15 protein-coding genes are annotated in these 21,187 nt (G+C 72.1%); 10 read left to right on the plus strand and 5 right to left on the minus strand.

The window, feature by feature from the left end; genetic code table 11:
* Positions 1-177: 177 nt before the first annotated feature.
* From AC1DCT_RS05745 to AC1DCT_RS05755, 3 genes are all read right to left on the minus strand, one after another.
* Entirely contained in the window at positions 178-1,947 is a 1,770-nt protein-coding gene (locus tag AC1DCT_RS05745; protein WP_477229465.1) for a thioredoxin domain-containing protein, read from the minus strand.
* Between the two features lie 138 nt (positions 1,948-2,085).
* Positions 2,086-2,925, minus strand: a complete 840-nt coding sequence (locus tag AC1DCT_RS05750) for an aldo/keto reductase (protein WP_477427955.1) — start codon at positions 2,923-2,925, stop codon at positions 2,086-2,088.
* A gap of 70 nt (positions 2,926-2,995) precedes the next feature.
* Positions 2,996-3,595: a TetR family transcriptional regulator gene (locus AC1DCT_RS05755; protein ID WP_440734649.1), complete on the minus strand. Its 600-nt coding sequence runs from the start codon at positions 3,593-3,595 to the stop codon at positions 2,996-2,998.
* A 102-nt stretch (positions 3,596-3,697) separates the two neighbouring features.
* Here AC1DCT_RS05755 and AC1DCT_RS05760 point away from each other — a divergent pair, with 102 nt between their 5' ends.
* The gene (locus AC1DCT_RS05760) at positions 3,698-4,483 is read left to right on the plus strand and encodes an SDR family NAD(P)-dependent oxidoreductase (protein WP_441976322.1); all 786 of its coding nucleotides are present in this window, start codon (positions 3,698-3,700) and stop codon (positions 4,481-4,483) included.
* 39 nt (positions 4,484-4,522) lie between these two features.
* Here AC1DCT_RS05760 and AC1DCT_RS05765 read toward each other — a convergent pair whose 3' ends face one another.
* Positions 4,523-5,455, minus strand: coding sequence for a nucleoside hydrolase (locus AC1DCT_RS05765; RefSeq protein ID WP_477427956.1), 933 nt, complete (start codon positions 5,453-5,455; stop codon positions 4,523-4,525).
* Positions 5,456-5,532: 77 nt separating this feature from the next.
* Between AC1DCT_RS05765 and hrpA the strand changes: the two genes are divergently transcribed.
* The 9 genes from hrpA to AC1DCT_RS05810 all read left to right on the plus strand — a co-directional run bounded on the left by hrpA (position 5,533) and on the right by AC1DCT_RS05810 (position 20,070).
* Positions 5,533-9,555, plus strand: a complete 4,023-nt coding sequence (gene hrpA, locus AC1DCT_RS05770; protein ID WP_477427958.1) for an ATP-dependent RNA helicase HrpA — start codon at positions 5,533-5,535, stop codon at positions 9,553-9,555.
* A gap of 59 nt (positions 9,556-9,614) precedes the next feature.
* On the plus strand, positions 9,615-10,562 hold the full coding sequence (locus AC1DCT_RS05775; RefSeq protein WP_477427959.1) for a quinone oxidoreductase family protein: 948 nt from the start codon (positions 9,615-9,617) through the stop codon (positions 10,560-10,562).
* A gap of 87 nt (positions 10,563-10,649) precedes the next feature.
* Positions 10,650-12,011, plus strand: coding sequence for an O-acetylhomoserine aminocarboxypropyltransferase/cysteine synthase family protein (locus AC1DCT_RS05780; RefSeq protein WP_477427961.1), 1,362 nt, complete (start codon positions 10,650-10,652; stop codon positions 12,009-12,011).
* Between the two features lie 132 nt (positions 12,012-12,143).
* On the plus strand, positions 12,144-12,962 hold the full coding sequence (locus AC1DCT_RS05785; RefSeq protein ID WP_477427963.1) for a shikimate 5-dehydrogenase: 819 nt from the start codon (positions 12,144-12,146) through the stop codon (positions 12,960-12,962).
* Between the two features lie 62 nt (positions 12,963-13,024).
* Entirely contained in the window at positions 13,025-14,548 is a 1,524-nt protein-coding gene (locus AC1DCT_RS05790) for a Mur ligase family protein (protein ID WP_477427964.1), read from the plus strand.
* Positions 14,549-14,641: 93 nt separating this feature from the next.
* Positions 14,642-15,340 carry an RNA polymerase sigma factor gene (locus AC1DCT_RS05795; RefSeq protein ID WP_441976334.1) on the plus strand — a complete coding sequence of 233 codons (699 nt, stop codon included), beginning with the start codon at positions 14,642-14,644 and terminating at the stop codon, positions 15,338-15,340.
* Positions 15,330-15,800, plus strand: a complete 471-nt coding sequence (locus AC1DCT_RS05800; protein WP_477427966.1) for a hypothetical protein — start codon at positions 15,330-15,332, stop codon at positions 15,798-15,800. Before AC1DCT_RS05795 ends, AC1DCT_RS05800 begins: the two co-directional genes overlap by 11 nt.
* A 148-nt stretch (positions 15,801-15,948) precedes the next feature.
* Positions 15,949-17,574, plus strand: a complete 1,626-nt coding sequence (locus AC1DCT_RS05805) for a S8 family peptidase (RefSeq protein WP_477427968.1) — start codon at positions 15,949-15,951, stop codon at positions 17,572-17,574.
* 27 nt (positions 17,575-17,601) lie between these two features.
* Positions 17,602-20,070, plus strand: coding sequence for a CHAT domain-containing protein (locus tag AC1DCT_RS05810; protein ID WP_477427970.1), 2,469 nt, complete (start codon positions 17,602-17,604; stop codon positions 20,068-20,070).
* A 193-nt stretch (positions 20,071-20,263) separates the two neighbouring features.
* On the opposite strand, the gene AC1DCT_RS05815 is transcribed toward AC1DCT_RS05810, so the two are convergent.
* Positions 20,264-21,139 carry a sulfurtransferase gene (locus AC1DCT_RS05815; RefSeq protein WP_477427972.1) on the minus strand — a complete coding sequence of 292 codons (876 nt, stop codon included), beginning with the start codon at positions 21,137-21,139 and terminating at the stop codon, positions 20,264-20,266.
* Between the last annotated feature and the right edge of the window lie 48 nt (positions 21,140-21,187).

The raw sequence follows: 21,187 nt of genomic DNA on the forward strand, positions 1-21,187 counted from the left end.
TGGGAGGCGCGTCGGCGGCGGGGCCGCAGCGGCGACGTCGCCGGGGATCCGGGCCACTGTATCCGTGGCCACGATCGCTGGACAAACGGATCAGCAAGACCTGCGCACGTCGCACAGTCTGCCGAGCCCCGGTGCCGTACGCCTGGTCAGAATGTACAGCAGTCGCGGATTCGACGCTCAGCGCGCGACAGGGACGAGTGCGGGATCCGACACCGGCAGCCGGCAGACGAAGCCGCGGCAGTCGTGCACGACGCCGTCGACGCCGTCGCGCTCGTCGAAGAGGGCGAAGCCGGCCGCGGCGAAAGCCCGCACCTGCTGCGGAGCCAGCACCGCGGTGAGATCGGCCTCGGCGGAGCGCGCGGCGATCGCGAGCGCCCCGCGCGGCTCCGAGGTCACCGCGACGATCTGCCGTGGCGGCCGAGCGAGCCCCGCCGCCACACGCAGGAGCGAGCCGGATCCGAACGGCTGCCGCATCGCCTGCGCTGCCCGCGCCGAGACCAGGGCTGCGGCCCGCTCGCGGTGCTGCTCCCCCGCCCCGAGCCGCCAGGCGGTCAACTCGGCCGCCGCCCGCGCAGACGTGCCGGACGGCAGGTCGCCGTCGCCGCCGTCCGCGGCGGCGGGGATCGCATGCGCGGCGAGCACCGGATCGGCCGCCGCGTCGGCGTCGAGCACCTCCAGTCCGCGCGTCGCCCAGCGCACATCGCCCGTCGCGAGAGCGAGGGCGAACAGCCCGTTCGCAAGCAGCCCGAGGTCGGCGTCCGTGGCGACAGCCGCCGCGGGCACCCCGTCCAAGGACGTGCGCACGAGGCGCCCGGCCGCGTCGCGGTTCACGGCCAGCACGGTCTCCGCGGCGTGGACGCCCGCGTCGATCCAGGACTGCTCGCCGAGCGCGGCGCCGGCGCGGGCCAGCGCGGCGATCGCGAGCCCGTTCCAGCCCGTGATGACCTTGCCGTCGACCGCCGGCGGCTGCAGCCTCTCCCGCTCGGCCACCGGGCGGCGGTAGTAGCCGCCCTCGCTGCGCTGCCCGTCGATCACGGACTCGGAGTCCTGCGCGGCACCGAACCCGCCCTCGGCGCGCTGCAGCACAGTGAGCAGGAAATGCGCGATGCCGCGCGCCACGTCCGCGCGCCCGGCGTCGATGGCCACATCCAGCAGCTGGGCGTTGTCGGTGAGCATCCGCTCGTAGTGCGGCACCGCCCAGTCCTGCTGCGTGGCGTAGCGGAAGAAGCCGCCGTCCTCGTCGCACAGCTCCGAGGTGGCCATCGCGTCGAGCGCACGCGCGACGACATCGGTGCGTCCCTGCGCCTGCAGGAAGCGCAGCGTCGTGGCGACCGGGAACTTCGGCGCCGTGCCGAACCCGCCGTGCCGGCGGTCCTCTCGCGCCACGATCTCGTTCGCGGCCGCCGTCAGCGCGGCCTCATCGGGCACCGGCGAGGGATCCGCCGACTCCGACGACTCCAGCGCTTCGGCGACCGCGCCGGCCAGCCCCTCCACCTCGGCACGGCGCTCGGTCCAGGCCTCGCGCACGGCGGCGAGCACGGTGCCGAACGCCGGGAGCTGTCCCCGAGCCACGGGCGGGAAGTACGTGCCGGCGTGGAAGGCCCGCCCGGACGGCGTGGCGAAGACGGTGAGCGGCCAGCCCAGATCCTGCGTGAACGCGGAGGCCGCCGCCATGTACGCGGTGTCGACCTGGGGATGCTCCTCACGGTCCACCTTGATCGACACGAATCCGCGGTTGAGCTGTTCCGCCGTAGCCGGATCCTGGAACGACTCCCGCGCCATGACATGGCACCAGTGGCACGTGGAGTATCCGATCGAGATCAGCACCGGGACGTCGCGGCGCGCGGCCTCGGCGAACGCCTCCTCCCCCCACGGGTACCAGTCGACGGGGTTGTCGGCATGCGCGCGCAGATAGGGGCTGCCGGTGCCGGCGAGGCGATTGCTCATGGCCTCACGCTACGCCGGGCCGGGACCGCCCATGGCCGTTGAGCGAGCGCAGCGAGACAAAACGCGGCGTGCTTGCGAGAGCACCGCGTTTCGTCTCGGTCGGCTTCGCCGTCCTCGCTCAACGACCGGACGCGGCGATCAGTTGACCTCGTCGGGGTGCGAGGCGACGCGGCCGGATCCGTCACCCGGGTCGAGGGCGGAGATCGCGGCGAACTCGACGTCGCTCAGGGTGAAGTCGAACACGTCGAGGTTCTCCCGCAGGCGCTCGGCGCGCACCGACTTCGGGAAGACGATGTTTCCCTTCTGCAGGTGCCAGCGCAGCACGACCTGCGCCGGGCTCTTGCCGTGCGCCGCTGCGGCGTCCGCGACGGCCGGGATGCCGAACAGGTCGTACTTGCCCTGACCGAGCGGACCCCACGCCTCGATCTTCACGTCATGATCGCGCGCCCAGGACCCGACGTCGCGCTGCTGATAGGCGGGGTGCAGCTCGATCTGGTCGACCGCAGGGGTCACGCCCGTCTCGGCGACGATGCGCTCCAGGTGCGGCACGAGGAAGTTCGAGACGCCGGCCGAACGGGCAAGACCCCGGTCGCGGATCTGGACGACCTTCTCCCAGGCGTGCACGTAGTTGTCCTTGGCGGGGGTCGGCCAGTGCACCAGGTACAGGTCGACGTGGTCGAGACCGAGCTTCTCCAGGCTCTCCGCGATGGCCGCGTCGGGCTCGTCGCCGTCGTGCCGGTCGTTCCACAGCTTGGTGGTCACGAACAGCTCGTCACGCGGGATGCCGCTCTTCGCGATCGCCGCTCCGACGCCCGCCTCGTTGCCGTAGATGGCCGCCGTGTCGATGTGGCGGTACCCGATCTCCAGCGCTTCGGTGACCGTGCGCTCGGTGTCCGCCGGATCGACCTTGAAGACGCCGTAGCCGAGCTGGGGAATGGTGTGGCCGTCGTTGAGCAGGATTCCGGGAATCGTCGTCATGCGTCCAGCCTAGGTTCCCGCTCCGGTGCTCGGGTCGGCGTCCTCCGGCTCGGCTCCCGCCGACGAGCGCTCAGCGCTTGGGGGCAAGCGCCGCGTAGGCACGGGCGGCGAGCGCCGCCGGGGATCCGGCTCCGCGCACCCCTGCCGTCGACTGCGCCCACTCCTCCAGGCCGATGCGGATCGCCTCCGTCGCCGCCGCGGCGAGCACTCGCGCGGCGAGCCGGTCGCTCTCGCCGCGCTCGGCGATGAGGGCCACGAGGCGCTCCTCGGACTCGTGGTTCACGCGATGCCAGACGGCCCTGAGCTCGCGATCCTCGGCGAGCGCGCGCAGCAGCGGACGCATGCGGGCAAGACCTTCGGCGTCTTCGGGTGTCTCCGGGGTCAGCTGCGCGGCGAGCACTGCGGGGATCGCGACCGCGGGTTCGTCCTCGGCCTCCTCGAGAGCTGCCTGCCACCGTGCGGCGCCGATCTCGAGCACGGGCGCGACGGCGTCCTCCTTGGTCGCGAAGTAGCGATAGAAGGTGCGCAGCGAGACTCCTGAGGCCTCTGCGATCTCCGCCGCGGTCACCTGGGCGACGCCGCGCTCCGCGAAGAGGCGAGCCGCTTCCGCCGCGATCTCACCGGCGGTCGCGGCCTTGCGACGCGACATGAGTCCGGTGCGGGTCTGCATGCTCCGAGCGTACGGGAATACCTTCCGTTGTGAGGTGTTATGTGTCAATATGGCACGTTGTGCCATTCAGGCACGACAAGACCGCAAGGAAGAAGGATTCGAATGAACCGCTATGAAGGTCGCCGCGCACTGGTCACCGGCGGCGGATCCGGCATCGGACAGGCCACGGTGCTGCGCATGCTCGCCGAGGGCGGGCGCGTGGTCGCCGCTGACGTCAGCGCTGCCGGGCTCGCGGACACCATCGCGAAGGCAGGCGACGCCGCCGATCGTCTCACCGCGATCGAGGTCAACATCGGCGACGAGACCTCCGTCCGGGCCGGCGTCGCCGCCGCGGTCGAGGCACTGGGCGGGCTGGACGTGCTGGTGAACGCCGCGGGCATCCTGCGCTCCTCGCACACGGCCGAGACCACGCTCGACCAGTTCCAGCAGGTCATCCAGGTCAACCTCGTCGGCACCTTCCTGATGATCCGCGAAGCGATCCCCGCACTGCTCGAAGGCAGCGACGCCGCCGTGGTCAACTTCAGCTCGACCTCGGCGATGTTCGCGCACCCGTACATGGCCGCCTACGCGGCGAGCAAGGGCGGCGTGCAGTCGATGACGCACGCGCTGGCGGCGGAGTATGCGAAGCAGGGCATCCGCTTCACAGCCGTGCAGCCCGGGTCGATCTCCTCCGGAATGACCGACGGATCCGGCCAGAGCGGGCAGAGCCGCGGACCGGGGCTGCCCGAGGACGCCGACATGAGCCTGTTCATGAAGCTCGCCCCGGCCATCGGCCAGGGCTTCGCGGGTCCCGAGTCCGTGGCCGGCGTGGTCGCGATGCTCGCGAGCGCCGACGGCGCCTTCATCACCGGCACCGAGGTGCGCATCGACGGCGGCACCCACTTCTGAGCCGCGCGGTCCGCTGATCCCTCGAGGCGGTCGGCACTCTCAGGCGAGGGCGCCGACCGCCTCTTCGATGAGCGCCCAGAACCGATCGACGTCCAGGTCCATCGCGATCGTGGCGTTGGGCTGCGCGCCGAGCACGCCGAGGAGATCCACGCTCGTGGCGCCCCTCGTGAAGACGCCCTCCGTCTCCACGTCGAGGCGTGCACGCACGGTCGTCGCCACTGAGGGATCGATGAGCATCGCGACCGTGATGGGGTCGTGCAGCGGCCCGTCCGGCATTTGCTCCGCGACCTCGTAGGTTGCGCAGAAGAACTCCAGCAGCTCCGCCCCGAACGCCGCCGTGCGGGTGCCGATGCGGCGGATCCGCTCCCGCACCTCCCTGGTGATGAGCGCCTGATGCGAGATGTTCAGCCCGACCATCGTGAAGTCCACGCCGCTGTCGAGCACGAGCGCTATCGACTCGGGATCGGTCCAGGCGTTGAACTCCGCGTAGGGGGTCGCGTTGCCCCGGCCCGTCGACCCGCCCATCCAGACGACGCGCGCGATGCGCGGCAGCAGGTCGGGATGGTCGCGCACGAGCAGGCCGACGTTGGTGAGCGGCCCGGTCGCGACGATCGTGACCGGCTCCTCCGACGACTCCAGCACCGCGCGGATGAGAGTCGGAGCGTCCCGGTCATCCTCGGGAACGGTGGGCTCGGGCAGCACGGGTCCGCCGAGCGCGTTCGCGCCATGGATCTGCTCGGCGGGATGCAGCCGGCCATGGATCGGCCCGGCCGCGCCGGCGGCGATCGGGATGCCCTCGATCCCCGCGACCGTGCAGGCGATGCGGGCGTTGAGCGTGGTGAACTCCAGCAGACCGTTCCCGCCGACCGTGGTGATCGCCCGCAGGTCGATCGCGGGGTTCGCGGCGGCGAGCCAGATCGCGAAGACGTCGTCGTGGCCGGGGTCGCAGTCGAGGATGACGGGGATGCTCATGGTGCCTTCAGTATCGCCGCTCGTCGTTCACCGGACGAGCCCGACAGAGGCGCTCCGCCGCGATAGGCTGGAGGGCTATGTCTGCGCCCGTGATCTCCTATCCGCCGGAACTCCCGGTCAGTGCCGCGCGCGACGAGATCGCCGCGGCGATTCGCGACCATCAGGTGGTCGTGGTCGCCGGTGCGACCGGATCCGGCAAGACCACGCAGCTGCCGAAGATCCTGCTCGAGCTCGGCCGCGAGCGCATCGCGCACACCCAGCCCCGCCGCCTCGCCGCACGCACGATCGCGGAGCGCGTGGCCGAGGAACTGCACGTGCCGCTGGGCGGGCTCGTCGGCTACAAGGTGCGCTTCACCGACCAGGTCTCGGACGAGACCCGGATCGCGCTCATGACCGACGGGATCCTGCTCAACGAGATCCACCGCGACCGGCTGCTGCGCCGCTACGACGCGATCATCATCGACGAGGCGCACGAACGCTCCCTCAACGTCGACTTCCTGCTCGGATACCTGCACCGGATCCTGCCCGAGCGCCCGGACCTCAAGGTCGTCATCACCTCGGCCACGATCGACCCGCACAGCTTCGCGAAGCATTTCGCCGAAGCGGACGGCGAGCCTGCCCCGGTGATCGAGGTATCGGGGCGGACCTATCCGGTCGAGATCCGGTACCGGCCGCTCGTGGATCCGGTCCCTGAGCTTGTCGAAGGGCCCGGATCCACGAAGTCCCTTCGACAAGCTCAGGGACCGAGGAAGCGCACCGAGTCCGAGCCCGAGGACGAGGTCACCGCGATCGTGCGAGCCCTCCAGGAGCTCGACCGCGAGGAGCGCGGCGACGTGCTCGTGTTCCTGCCCGGCGAGGCCGAGATCCGCGACGCCGCCGACGCGATCCGCGGCGTCTACCGCTCTCAGACAGCGCCGGTCGAAGTGCTGCCCCTGTACGGACGGTTGTCGGCGGCCGAGCAGCATCGCGTCTTCGAGCCGTCGACGGTGGCGGGCCTGCGCCGCCGCGTGATCCTCGCCACGAACGTCGCCGAGACGAGCCTCACCGTGCCCGGCATCAAGTACGTGATCGACACGGGCACGGCCCGCATCTCGCGCTACAGCAGTCGCTCCAAGGTGCAGCAGCTGCCGATCGAGGCGGTTTCGCAGGCCTCGGCGAACCAGCGATCGGGGCGAGCGGGCCGCACGAGCGCCGGAATCGCGATCCGCCTGTACGGCGAGGACGACTTCGACAAGCGCCCCGAGTTCACCGAGCCCGAGATCCTGCGCACCTCGCTCGCCTCGGTCGTGCTGCAGATGCTCAGCCTCGGCTTCGGCGACATCGCGGAGTTCCCGTTCCTCACTCCCCCGGAGTCGCGCGACGTGCGCTCCGCGCTCGATCTGCTCGTGGAGCTGGGCGCGGTGCAGACGGGCCAGGGGGCTTCGACGAGCTCGGCGACCGCGGCCCCCCGGCTCACCCGGATCGGCCGCGACATCGCGCGCATGCCGATCGACCCGCGCTTCGCTCGCATGCTCGTGGAAGCGGGCCGGACAGGCGTGACGGCGCCCGTGCTCGCGATCGTCGCGGGGTTGTCGATTCAGGACGTGCGCGAGCGCCCGTCGGCGGACGCGCCGCAGGGCGTGCGCGACGAGGCGGAGCGGATGCACGCGCGCTTCGCGGACCCGACCAGCGACTTCCTGTCGATCCTGAACCTGTGGAACCACCTGCGCGAGCAGCAGAAGGAGCTCGGATCCAGCGCGTTCCGCCGGCTCTGCCGTTCCGAGCACCTGAACTACGTCCGGGTGCGGGAATGGTTCGACGTGCACCGGCAGCTGCGGACGCTCGTGAAGACCGGCCGCGACGCGGCGACGGACTCCGCCGCCCCGGACGCCGTCCACCGCGCGCTGCTCGCAGGGCTGCTCAGCCACGTCGGCATCCTGGACGAGCGCAACCTCACCAAGGGACCGCCGACGAAGGGCGGGCAGAAGGATCCGAAGCGACGGAGCGCCGAGTATCGCGGCGCGCGCGGGATCCGCTTCTCGCTGTTCCCCGGCTCCGCGCTGCGCAAGAAGGCCCCGCGTGCGGTCATGGCGGCCGAGATCGTGGAGACCTCGCGCACGTTCGCGCGCACGGCCGCAGCGATCGATCCGGCGTGGGCCGAGGCGCTCGCCGGCGACCTCGCCAAGCGGCAGATCTCCGAGCCGCACTGGTCCAAGGAGGCGGGCGCCGCGGTCGCGTACGAGAAGGTGACGCTGTTCGGCGTCGAGATCGTGGCGCGCCGACGGGTGCAGTTCGCGCGCATCGACCGGCCCGCGGCGCGCGAGTTCTTCCTGCGGAACGCGCTGGTCGAAGGCGAATGGGATCCGTCCCGGATCGACAAGCGCGTCTCGGCGTTCTGGCGCAGCAACGCGGAGCTGCGCCGCCGCTTGGAGAAGCTCGAGGAGCGCGAGCGCCGCCGCGACATCCTCGTCGGCGACGAGGCCGTGTTCCGGTTCTACGACGAGCGCATCCCGACCGACGTGTTCGATGTGCGCTCGTTCGAGGCGTGGTGGCGCGACGCCCTCCAGGCGACCCCGAAGCTGCTCGTCATGCGCGAGGCGGACCTGCTCGAGGACGACGATCGCGCGGATCAGCAGGACTTCCCCATCCGCTGGACCCAGACCGATCAGGTGCTCGGCCTCGCCTACCGCTTCGAGCCCGGGGCTCCCGACGACGGCGTGAGCGTGGTGATCCCGCTCGCGCTGCTGCAGCAGGTGCGCGACGCCGGCTTCGACTGGCAGGTGCCGGGGCTGCGCGCCGAGCTCGTGACGGCGCTGCTGCGGGCCCTGCCGAAGGCGATCCGGCGGCACGTCGTTCCCGCCGCGGACTGGGCGGAGAAGTTCGGCGCCGAACTCGCCGCCCAGGGACCCGAGTCGTCCCAAGGCCTACCCGTCCGCAGCCTGACCGAGGCGCTCGCCCGTCTCATCCAGCCGCTCGCGAATCAGCCCATGTCGGCCGCCGACTTCGACCTGGAGCGGGTTCCCGCCCACCTGCGGATGAACTTCCGCGCGGTCGACGAGCGCGGACGGGTGGCCGGATCCGGCCGGGATCTGACCGTGCTGCAGCGGGAGCTCGCGGATCGGTCGAGGGCGAGCGTGGCCCGCTCGATCGAGCGGGGGCCCGGCCCGGCCCGGCGTGGGCGTGGTGCGGCGGATGTGGCTCACGCGAGCTCGGTCAACGCCGCAGCCCCGGCCGAGCGCGAAGGCATCACCACCTGGGACGTGGGCGATCTGCCGGAGGTGCTGGACACCCGCGTGGCCGGCGGCGTGGTGCGCGGCTATCCCGCCCTTGTGGATCAGTGCAGATCCGTCGCGCTGCGTGTGGAGGCAACCGCCGAGGCCGCCCTGACGGCCACACGGGACGGAGTGCTGCGCCTGGTGCTCCTGGGCATCCCCTCCCCCGCGTCGTACGTGCAGCAGCACCTGACCAGCCCGGAGAAGCTCGCGCTCGCCGCCTCGCCGTACCCGAACGTCGCGACGCTCATCGAGGACGCACGCGCGGCGGTCGCACGGGCGGCGATCGACCGTCTGACGGACCCTTCGACGGGCTCAGGGACCGCGGGCATCGTGCGCTCCGAGGCCGATTTCGCACGCGTGCGCGACGGCGTCTCCGCGGTCATCGTGGACGAGCTGTTCGCGCTGGTGTCGCTGATCGCGAAGATCCTCACGAAGGCGCGCGAGGTCGAGCGCGCGATGAAGGGTCAGAACTCACTCGCCCTGCTCGGGCCGCTGAACGACATCCGCGGCCAGCTCGGCGGGCTGCTGCCGAACGGTTTCGTCTCCAACGCAGGCATGGAGCGCCTCGCCCACTATCTGCGGTACCTGGACGGGATCCTGGATCGGCTGCACACCCTCGCCGACGCCCCGGGCAAGGATCGCACCCGGCAGAGCGAGTACGAGCGCATGGCGCAGGCCTACGCCGATGCCGGCGGCACGATCCCGCTGCCCGCCGGCGCCGAGCCCCGGCTCGTCGAGGTGCGCTGGCTGCTCGAGGAGTACCGCGTGAGCCTGTTCGCCCAGCGTCTGGGCACGGCGCAACCGGTGTCTCCGCAGCGCATCGTGAAGGCACTCGCCGAGAAGTGAGACTGGCCGGCCGGGCACAAGCCCGCCCCGCCCCATCCGATGCACCGTAGCCTGGAGCCATGGCGCAGGCGATCGTGCAGACCGAGCTCGGCGGACCGGAGGTCCTCACCCTCGTGGAGGTTCCGGATCCGGTGCCCTCTGTCGGCGAGGTGGTCGTGCGCATCGAGGCCGCCGGCGTGAATCCGATCGACGCCAAGCAGCGCAGCGGCCTCCGCCCCCTGCCGCCGATCACAGAGCCCCGGCACCTCGGCTTCGACGGAGCGGGCGTGGTGACCGCGATCGGATCCGGCGTCGACGATCTGGAAGTCGGCGATCGCGTCGCGATCCGCGACACCCGCGGCACGTATGCCACCGCGCTTGCGGTACCGGCCGCGCACGCCTCGGTGATTCCTGAGGGCGTCACCGCCGCGCAGGGCGCCGCACTCGGCATCCCCGCCGGCACCGCATACCAGTCGCTGCTCTCGCTCGGGGTCGGGCAGGGGGATCTGCTGCTCCTGCACGCCGGATCAGGGGCGGTCGGCCAGGCCGCGATCCAGTTCGCCGTGGACTGGGGCGCCACCGTCATCGCGACGGGCGGCCCCTCGTCGCAGGAGCGGATACGCGCGCTGGGCGCGATTCCGGTCATCTATGGAGAAGGCCTGGAGCAGCGGATCCGCGACGCCGCAGACGGGCGAGAGATCACGGTGGCGCTCGATGGCGCCGGCACGGATGAGGCCATCGCCGCCTCGCTCGCCCTCGTGGCCGACCCGGAGCGGATCGCGACCATCGTGCGCGGCCCCGACGCGGCCGCGCTCGGCATCCGCGCGTTCAGCGGCGGCAGCCCCGTGCCGCTCACGGAACAGGAGCTCGCCTGGCGCGCCGAGGCCGTGCCGGCGGCGCTCGGGCTCATCGCCCGGGGCCGGTTCTCGGTCGAGTTCGGACCGGAGCTGCCTCTCGCCGACGCCGCAGAGGCGCACCGCCTCATCGAGGCGCACGCCGCGCACGGCAAGATCGTGCTGCGCCCCTGACGCCACCCGGCGGGCTCTGACCCTTCGGATCCGCAACAGTCGGAAACATCCCTGCGGATCCGCACCCGCGCGTCCGAGGATGGGTCCGTGACCGATACCGCCGCCTCCGCCCCCGACACCCGTTTCGCGACGAAGCAGGTGCAGGCCGCGTATGTCTCCGGCACTCCGCAGAACACCGCCGTCCCACCGCTGTACCAGTCCGCCGCCTACGAGTTCGGCTCGCTGGCCGAGGCCCGCGACCTGTTCGCGCTGCGCCGTGCCGGCAACATCTACAGCCGCAACGCCAGCCCCACGCAGCAGCTGCTCGAAGAGCGGGTGACCGCGCTCGAGGGTGGTGTCTCGGCCGTCGCCGTCGCGAGCGGACAGGCCGCGGTCGCCGTCACGATCCTCGCGCTCGCGGGCCGCGGCGGGCACGTCGTCGCCGCCGACCGGCTCTACGGCGGCACGGTCGACCTGCTGCAGGACACGCTCGCCGACTTCGGCATCACCGTCACCTTCGTCGACCAGGACGACCCGGAGGCCTGGCGCGCGGCGGCGCACGACCGCACCCGGCTGTTCTTCGCGGAATCGGTCGCGAACCCGCTCGCGCAGGTGCTCGACATCCGCACGGTCGCCGACATCGCGCACGCCGCCGGCGTCCCCCTCGTGATCGACAGCACGGTCGGCACCCCGTACCTGATCCGCCCGGGTGAGCACGGCGCCGACATCGTCGTGCACTCGGCGACGAAGTACCTGAGCGGACACGGCACCTCGCTCGGCGGGGTCGCGGTCGACCTCGGATCCTTCGACTTCGGCGCCGACCCTGCGCGCTGGCCGCAGTTCACGGCGCAGCACGACCGGTTCGGTCCGCTCTCGCTCTGGGAGCGGTTCGGACAGGGCTTCGCCTTCGCAGCACTGGTGAAGGCCAAGTACGTGCACGACCTGGGGCCGTCCCTGTCCCCGTTCAACGCGCACCAGATCCTGCAGGGCATCGAGACGCTCGACCTGCGCGTCTCACGTCAGAGCGCGTCCGCGCAGGCGATCGCCGAGGCCCTCGCACAGAACCCCGTCGTCGCCGCGGTGCACCACCCCGGTCTCGCCGGCAACCCGTGGCACGACCTGGCCGCACGCTACCTCCCGCGCGGGATCCCCGCGGTGTTCTCGATCGATCTCGTCTCCACCGGTGACGAGGCCCTGGATCAGGAGCGCGTGGAGCGGTTCGTGGACGGTCTGAAGATCGTGCGCCTCGTGGCGAACATCGGCGACGCCCGCTCGCTCGTCTCCCACCCCGCCTCCATGACGCACTCGCACCTGAACGCCGCCCAGCGCGCCACCGCCGGCATCGCGGGGACCACGGTGCGTCTGTCGATCGGCATCGAAGACCCTGCGGACATCCTCGCCGACCTCCAGCAGGCCCTCGCTCTCGCCATCGCGGAGACGGCCGCGGAGCAGGAGTTCGCCACGGTCTGAGATCCGCTCAGCGCGACCTGTGTCCTCCGCGCGTTCGAAACTCAGTCGATCCTGCAGCTCACGACGGATTCGCGCCCGATCTCGACAGGATCGACTGAGTTCGGCACGACCGTGGCTCGGTACGCTGGTCCCGTGCCGATCCTGAACAAAGACATGACGTTGTGCATCTCGCTGTCCGCGCGACCGAGCAACAACGGCACCCGGTTCCACAACCACCTCTACGAGGCGCTCGAGCTGAACTGGATCTACAAGGCGTTCGCCCCGACCGACCTCGCGCAGGCGATCGCCGGCGTGCGCGGCCTCGGGATCCGCGGCTGCGCGATCTCCATGCCCTACAAGGAGGACGTGATCGCGCTGGTGGACCGGATGGATCCGTCCGCCACCGCGATCGACTCGGTCAACACGATCGTGAACGACGACGGCGTGCTCACGGCCTACAACACGGACTATTCGGCGATCGCCCAGCTCATCGCGCGGAACGAGATCGATCCGGCGTCGTCCGTGCTGCTGCGCGGATCCGGCGGCATGGCGAAGGCGACCGCCGCCGCCTTCCGCGACGCGGGCTTCGCGGACGTCACGATCGTCGCGCGCAACGAGGACGCCGGGCGAGCAGTCGCCGGGCTGTACGGTTTCGGATGGGCCGCGGACGTGGACGGGCACACCGCCGACGTACTGGTGAACGTCACGCCGATCGGCATGGCCGGGGGCGTCGAGGCCGAGGCCCTGTCGTTCCCCCCGTCCGCGATCGAGGCCGCCCGAGTCGTGTTCGACGTCGTGGCTCTCCCTGCCGAGACCCCGCTCGTGCGCGCAGGACTCGCCGCGGGCAAGACCGTCATCAACGGGGCCTCCGTCGCGACGCTGCAGGCGCTCGAGCAGTTCGTGCTGTACACGGGCGTCCGCCCCACCGACGAGCAGGTGCGCGCCGCCGAGGGGTTCATGCGCGCGCAGTGAGCCGCCTCGGCCACGAAGCCCCCGAAGGGATCCGCCCCGCGCCCCGGTAGACTCGGACGGTCATGCCCTCCGTGTCGAACTATCCCGCCCCGCGCCTGGATTCCCGCCCTGTCGAGACGTTCCGCGCCACGCTCGGCGACCTCGCGGCGCACCTCGACGTCGCCGTCCCTGACCGCGCCGACGCGGCGTTCACGGGTGTCGCCGTAGGCACGGAGCACGTCCGATCCGGAGACCTGTTCCTCGGAATCCGCGGCGCGAACGCGCACGGCGCCCGGTTCGCGGCGAAGGCCGTCGAGGCCGGTGCCGCCGCAGTGCTCACCGATGCCGAGGGTGCCGCCCTCGTGCCCGACGACGTGCCGACGCTCGTCGTCGAGGATCCGCGTCTGGCCGCCGGTCCCGCCTCCGCGTTCCTGTACCGGGATCCGGTCGCCTCGATGACGAGCATCGGCATCACCGGCACCCAGGGCAAGACCACGACCGCGTTCTACGTGGCCGCCGCAGCCGGCATGTCACGGTCCGGCACGATCGGATCCATCGGCACGACCGTGGGCGACGACTTCTTCCCGCCCGTGCTGACCACCCCCGAAGCGCCCGAGCTGCAGGCGCTGTTCGCAGTCATGCGCGAACAGAAGCTCAGCACGGTCGCCGTCGAGGCGTCCAGCCACGCCCTCACCCTGGGCCGTGTCGACGGGTTCGCGTTCGATGCGGGCATCTTCCTCAACCTCGGCCACGACCACCGCGACTACCACCCCACCCAGGCCGACTACTTCGCCGCCAAGGCGCTGCTGCTCACCCCCGAGCACGCCAAGATCGGCATCGTCGACATCGACTCGCACTGGGGCCGCGTGCTCGCCGCCCAGGCCACGGTGCCGGTGCGCACGACCTCGGCGAGCGGATCCGATTCCGCCGACTGGCGCGCAGAGGACGTCGAACTGCACGCGCACGGATCCTCGTTCATCGTGCGCTCCGCCCGTGGCGAGCGCGTGCCGTTCACCACGCAGCTGACCGGCGCGTTCAATGTGAACAACATCCTCGCCGCCGTCGCCGCCCTGGTCGAGTCCGGGCGCGAGCTCGCCGACCTCGCCCCGGGTATCGCCGCGCTGCCGAGCGTCGAGGGACGGTTGCAGCGATTCGACTTCGGGCAGCCGTTCACGGCGATCGTCGACTCGGCGCACAAGCCCGAAGCCATCAACGCCGCGCTGCGGGCGATCCGGACCACGACGCCGCAGGGCCGCCTGATCGCGGTGCTCGGCGCGAACGGTCATCGCGACGCCGCCAAGCGCCGCATGATGGGCCGGTTCGCCGCGATGTGCGCGGATGTGCTGATCATCACCGACGACAACCCCTATGACGACGATCCGGCCGAGATCCGCGCGTCGCTCATCGCCGGCGCACGCTCGAGCACCGTCGAGATCACCGAGATCGCCGACCGCCGCGAGGCCATGGCCGCGGCTGTGCGCATGGCGCGTCCCGAGGACACCGTGGTGGTCCTCGGCAAGGGCCATGAGCGCTACCACGCCCTCGCCGGCGGCGAGATCGCCTGGTACGACCCCGACGTGCTGCGCGAGGTCATCGAAGCGCTCTGAGCCCCCCCTCGCGGATGCCACCACATCCGCGCGCGGAAGTTGTATCAACGAGCCACTATCGCTCTCCTGCCCCTTGTGGAGACAATGGGCGCCATGACGGCCACCGGCGACCGTACGCAGCCGTTCGACGAGCGCGACGGAGCCTTCGGCGACGCCGTCGAGCATGATCGAGGCACTGCCGACGGCCGGGTCGCGGCGTGGGACGGCGCCGGATCGGATCCGCCGCGATGGGAGCGGGCGACGGCGCTCTTCCTGCGCTGGCGCGATGGCGAGCCCCGCGCGATGGACGAGCTCGTGCGCCTGATGACGCCCGTGCTGTGGCACGTCGCGCGCGCATACGGGCTGGACCGTGCCCTGGCCGAGGACGTCGTGCAATCCACCTGGATGGCGCTCATGCGCCGGCACGCCGCGATCGCCGAACCACGCGCCATCTCGGGGTGGCTGACGATGTGCGCCCGGCGCGAGGCGTGGCGCGTGAGCCGGATGCAGCGCCGAGCGGATCCCACCGAGGCGGAGTTCCTCGAGCCGCACCTGCCCGCGGGCGAGTCCGCCGAGCGCCAGGCGCAGCGCGGAACGGAGGCCGGCGCGCTCTGGAGCGCCGTCGCGGCGCTGAACGCACGGTGCCAGCGGCTGCTGCGCATCGTGGCCTTCGAGGAGCGGCCGGATTACGCCCGGATCGCGCAGGATCTCGCGATGCCGATCGGCTCGATCGGGCCGACCAGGCAGCGCTGCCTGGGCAAGCTCCGCGCGCTGCTGGAGCAGGACGGATGGGAGGACGACGATGACCGTTGAGGAGACAGCGGCCGACGCGGCGCTCTTCGCGCGGCTGCGCGTCGAGTGGGGAGCGCACGATCCGGTGCCCGCCGGGCTTGCGGACCGGATGGTCGCCGCGGTCGCGGTGGAGGACCTCGGGCGCGAGTACGCGCTGCTGACGCTGGTGGAGCAGGAGGGGTCGATCGCCGTGCGCGGCGAGGCGGATACGGCGACCCTGCAGTTCAGCGATGGGACCACGGGCGTCGTGGTGCACGTCACGACGACCGAATCGGATCTGCGCCGGATCGACGGGTGGGTCGACGGGGCCGTTCTCGCAATCCGCCTGATCCAGCAGGACCGCGACTGGTCCGCGGAGATCGCGGGCCCCGGCCGGTTCGCCTTCGACGCGGTGCCGAGCGGTCTTTCGGCGCTGCGGCTGGTCCTGCGCGGGGCGGACGGCGAGCCGACGGAATTCCGCACCCCGCAGTTCGAAGTGTGATGCGAGACGACGGATCGAGCAGGAGACACGGATGGCACGGGACGATGAGGGACAGCATGGCCAGGGCGAGGACGGACGGAGGCCCCGCTCGCGACCGAGCTGGCGGGAGAGGGAGCGCGCGGCGCGATTCAGGGGTGCGGTACTCGACGTGACGCTGCAGCCGGCGCACGGTCCCGCGGCGCACACCACCGTCTACGAGCCGGACGTGCTGCTGGTGCGGCCCGCGTTCTTCGAGCCGAACGCATCGGGCCGCCGCGGAGATGAGCGGCTGGCCGCCCTCGCCGCGGCGCTCGGATGGAGCGTGACCGTGGAGCGCCTGGAGGACTCCCCCAACGCACGGAAGACCGACATGGGATCGTCGGTCTCACGACGGGCGCCGGCAGGCGACCCGGGGCCGGACACGGGCCGCGCCGCCCCGTCGCGCGATCCCGGGGTCGCCGACTCGACGCGTCTGCGGATCGCCGTGTCAGCGGGCGCGGCCCGCGACGCCCGGCCGGTGCTCGCGCCGGACGCCTGGCGTCTGCTCGTGGCGGCGCGCGACGACGGCATCCCGGGTCTCGCCCTGAACCACGTGCTCGGGATCCATCCGTTCACGGGAAATCCGTTCACCGGCAACCCCTTCACCGGAAACCCGTTCACAGGCAACCCCTTCACAGGGAACCCGTTCACCGGTAACCCCTTCACGGGCAACCCGGCGGGGATCGCGAGCTACGGGTTCCCCGGCCTCGGCGGACGGCAGCCCGTCGCGTGGACCGGAGCGGCGCCCGCGCGCGCCCCGCTGCCCGCAGGCGCACGACGTCCGGTCGTCGCCGTGTTGGACACCGGCTGCGGCGCGCACCCATGGTTCGGGAACTTGCCGGGATCCGCACCGGATGCGGATCCCGTGCTGATCACGCGGACGAGCCTCACCGGCGAGCCGCTCGGGCTGAGCGACCCAGCGACGGATCCGGAGACGCACCCGAGTCTGAGCGAGCCCCTCGACGGGCATCTGGATCCGGTCGCGGGGCACGGCACGTTCATCGCCGGGCTCGTGCTGCAGGCCTGTCCCGAGGCGCAGATCCTGCCGGTCCGGGTGTCCGACGGCAACGGCATCATCATGGAGAACGACCTGCTGGGCGCGCTCGGGCGCATCGTCGGACTCCTCGAGTCCGGGACGCTGCACCTGGACGTGATGAGTCTCTCGTTCGGCTTCTTCCACGAATCCCCCGGCGCCGAGGAGACGCAGAGCGAGCTGTACGCGCTGCTGCAGCGTGTACGCAGGACCGGGTGCGTCGTGGTGTGCTCGGCCGGCAATGATGCGACCGACCGCCCCTCGTCGCCCGCGGCGCTCTTCGCCTGGGGCCCGGAGTCGGGCATCGATCCCGCCGATGAAGCGGGCCTCGCCCCGCAGGTCTCCGTCGGCGCGCTCAACCCGTCGGCGCGCTCGGTGGCGCTGTTCTCGAACTTCGGCCCGTGGGTGCGCACCTACGTGATCGGCGTCTCGGTGCTCTCCACCCTGCCGGTGTCGTTCGACGGGGGGACGCAGGCCGGGATGCGCGACGACGCGGAGGACCGCCGGCGCGAGACGCTCGATCTCGACGACTTCGCGGGAGGGTTCGCGGTGTGGAGCGGCACCTCGTTCGCGGCGCCGATCGTGGCCGGACGGATCGCGCACGAACTCGGCTCCGGAGCACTGGCTGCGAGAGCACCGACGACCGCCGCGGACGCGGTGGATGCCGTGCTCGAGCACTGCCTGGACCAGGACGGGTCGCGCCCGAAGAAGACACTCCCGTAGCGGACGCCGAAGCGTCATGCTGTGAGGGTGACGCTGACGGCGGATGAGCTGTACCGGCGCGGTCGCGCGCAGCTGAACGCCGGCCGGAACGCTGCAGCGCGGCGCGAGTTCCTGCGCGCGCGAGCGCGCACCGAGGATCCCAATCTCCGGGCCAGGATCGCGGGCTCGCTCGCCGCGATCACGATCCGCCAGGGAGATCGCGCCTCCGCCGAGGCCGTCTGCCTCGAGGCGCTGCGCCTGCCCGGCCTCTCCGTGACGACGGCGGCCATGCTCTACGGTCAGCTCGGCCTGGTCGCCCTGGAACGCGGCGACCTGCCGCGAGCGGTGACGCTGCTGGATCGCGGCATCGCCGGCATCGGCGATGAGGTGGAGCATCGCGGACCGATGCTGCTCAATCGCAGCGTGGCGCACATGCAGGCAGGGCGGTTGGCGCCGGCGATCGCCGACCTCGATCGGGCGGTGCTCGACTACGCGGCGACGGGCGACGAGATCTCGCGTGCCATGGCCGTGCACAATCGCGGCTACGCGGCACTGCTCGCGGGCGAGCTGGTGCCCGCGCTGGAGAAGATGGGCGAGGCGCAGGCGGTGCTGAGCGCGGCGTCGGCAGTGAATGCGGCGATCTGCGACCGCGATCGGGCCGAGGTGCTGCGTGACGCCGGCCTCACCCGCGATGCGGAGCGCACGCTGGAACGGGCGATCCGGGTGTTCGGAGCGCATCGGATGAGGCAGGCGCGCGCGGAGGCGGAGTTCCATCTCGCCCGCTCCCTGCTGAGTCACGAGCCGGAGCGGGCGGCGGCGATCTCCGCCGCGGCCGCACGGCGGTTCCGCGCCGTGGGGAGCGAGTCATGGGCGGTGCGCGCCGAGGCGGTGCGGCTGCGCGCGCTGCTGACCGTGGAGACCGAAGGACGGCCGACCGGGCTGCGCGCTCCGAGCGACGCCGGCGTCGACCGTGTCGAGGCGCAGCTGCAGCACCACCGGCTTCGGGGCGAGGCGTCGTCACTGCGGCTCGCCTGGCAGCGCCACCACGCGCAGACCGGCAGCGCAGTCCCGGTTGCGCAGGCGCGGATACGGGTGTCGCCGGGCGCGGGGCTGCAGGTGCGTCTGCTCGCCCAGGAGGTGCGAGCGGCGCGGGCCGCCGCTGCCGGGGATGACGCGGGCGCACGTCGGATCGTCGCGGCGGGCCTGGACGAGCTCGCCGCGTGGCAGGCCTCGTTCGGCAGCCTGGATCTCGCCACCGCCCTCGTCATGCACGGCACGGGATTGCTCTACGCCGGGCTGGAGGCAGCGGTGCGCTCCCGTCGGCCGGCGGTGGTGTTCGAGTGGTCGGAGCGCGCCCGGCACCTGAGCCAGCAGACCGTGCCGCTGCGCCCTCCGCCCGACCCCGGGTTGGCCGCGGATCTCGCCGAGCTGCGGATGCTCCGTTCCGAGGCCGCGTCCGGCGACTGGCTCGCACAGCCCCGCGCCGCCGAGCTGAGCGAGCGCGTGCGGCAGCGCGAGTGGTCCTCGATCGGCCGGGCTGGAGGCCGGGAGCGCGCCGCGCTCGACGAGCTGCAGGTGGCGCTCGATGACGACAGCGCCTTCGTCGCCTACGCGTATCAGCGCGACGGCCTGGTCGCGATCGCCGTGACCGCCGACGACGCCCGGGTGATCGACGTCCCCCGCTGGCCCGAGGCGCGACGGGCGATGGCCGGTCTGCGCGCCGATCTGGATGTCGCAGCGACCGTCCGCGACGGTCCCATGGGCTCGGTCGTGCGACGCGCGCTCGACGAGCGGCTCATGATTCTGTCGGAGACGCTGCTGACGCCGGTGCTCCCCGTCGTGGGCGATCGGCGCCTCGCGCTGGCTGCGGCGGCGATCCTGAACGGCCTCCCCTGGGGCATGCTGCCCGGGATGCGCGGCCGGGTGTTCACCCTGACCGACTCGGCGACGCAGTGGCTGCGTGCTCGCGGTGAGGCGCCATTCCGGGGCGCCGGTTTCGCGGTCGGTCCGCGTGTCGTCCGGGGCGCCGAGGAGGTCGCCCGTGCCGCAACCGCGTGGCCGGGCGCGCAGGTGCTCGGTCCCGACGCGGCGACCGTGGGCGCGACGACGGAGCTGTCCACGCGGATGAGCGTACTGCACGTCGCCGCGCACGGTCGCCACGCCGACGGCAACCCCATGTTCTCCGGCCTGGAGCTCGCCGACGGTGCCCTGTTCGGCTATGACATCGACCAGATGGGGCGGGTCCCGGACACCGTCGTGCTGTCGGCGTGCGAGGTCGGACGATCGTCCGTGCGCTGGGGGTGGGAGGCGATCGGCATGACCAGGGTCTGGCTGCATGCGGGCACGCGCGCGGTCATCGCGTCGCCCGTGATCGTCGCCGACGACGACGCGTGCGAACTTCTCGGCGCGGTCCACGCCGGACTCGCCGCGGGGCTCGCCCCCGCGCACGCACTGGCACGGGCGACGGAGCAGACGGGCGTCGTCTCCCCCTTCCAGACGCACGGCAGCGGCTTCTGAGCCCGATGTATCACCGGCCACCCTGGGTGCTCTTCTTCTGCGGATCGATACGGTGCGGCCACTGCGAAGAGCGTCGGCCACTGGGGACACCGTGAACTGGGGACGTGCGAAGTCGGGTTGACGCACAGCGATCCGAGGGGAAGGGGTGCCGCCGAGGGGACCGGCGGCACCCCTTCCTGCGTGCTTCGCCGGGTCACTCGTCCAGCGGGTCCTCCTCGGCCGGCACGGGTCCGACCTCGACCGGGCGGCCCGGACTGTTCGACCACGCGCTCCAGGATCCGGGGTACACGATCACCTCCCGGCCGATGAGCGCGCCGGCGAGAGCGAGCTGAGCCGCCGTCACGCCGGATCCGCAGTAGGCCGCGATCGGCACCTCTTCCCCGGCGCCCGCGGCCTCGAACGCCGCCACGATCTCGGCAGGGCTGCGGAAGCGCCCGTCGGCGGTGAGCAGCTCGGCGATCGGCAGGTTGCGCGCGCCCGGGATGTGTCCGGCGACGGGGTCGATCGGCTCGGTCTCGCCGCGGAAGCGCTCGGGAGCACGCGCATCGAGCAGCACTCCGCCCCACCCTGCGATCTGATCGGTGTCGAGCACGTCCGCGGCGCCGGGCCGGCTCAGTACGACGTCCCCCGGCGGCGGGATGATCTCGCCCTCCTCGATCTCTCCCCCGGCCTCGCGCCATGCTCCGAGACCGCCGTCGAGCACGCGCACGTCCGCGATCCCCGCCCGGCGCAGGGCCCACCACGCGCGGGATGCGGGCAGCGAGCGGGAGTCGTCGTAGACCACGATGGTCTGCCCCTGTCGAATACCCCACCGTCGCGCCGCCTCCGCCAGCGCATCGTCGGAGGGCAGCGGATGCCGGCCCTCCGACGCCGCACCGTGACCCGCGAGATCGGCCTCCAGGTCGGCGAACACCGCGCCGGGGATGTGTCCCGCGAGGTAGTTCGCGTGCCCGTCCGCGAAGCCGAGGCGGTAGCGCACATCGAGGATCCGCGGATCGGCGCCGTCGTCGGCGACCGGCTCCCTCTCGAGAAGGGCGCGGAGTTCGGCGGCGGTGATGAGGTCTGCCATGGTCCCATCATGCCAACCTCCTTCGTGAGCGGCACGGGCGGCGCCCGG

Source organism: Microbacterium sp. 10L49, assembly GCF_056395125.1.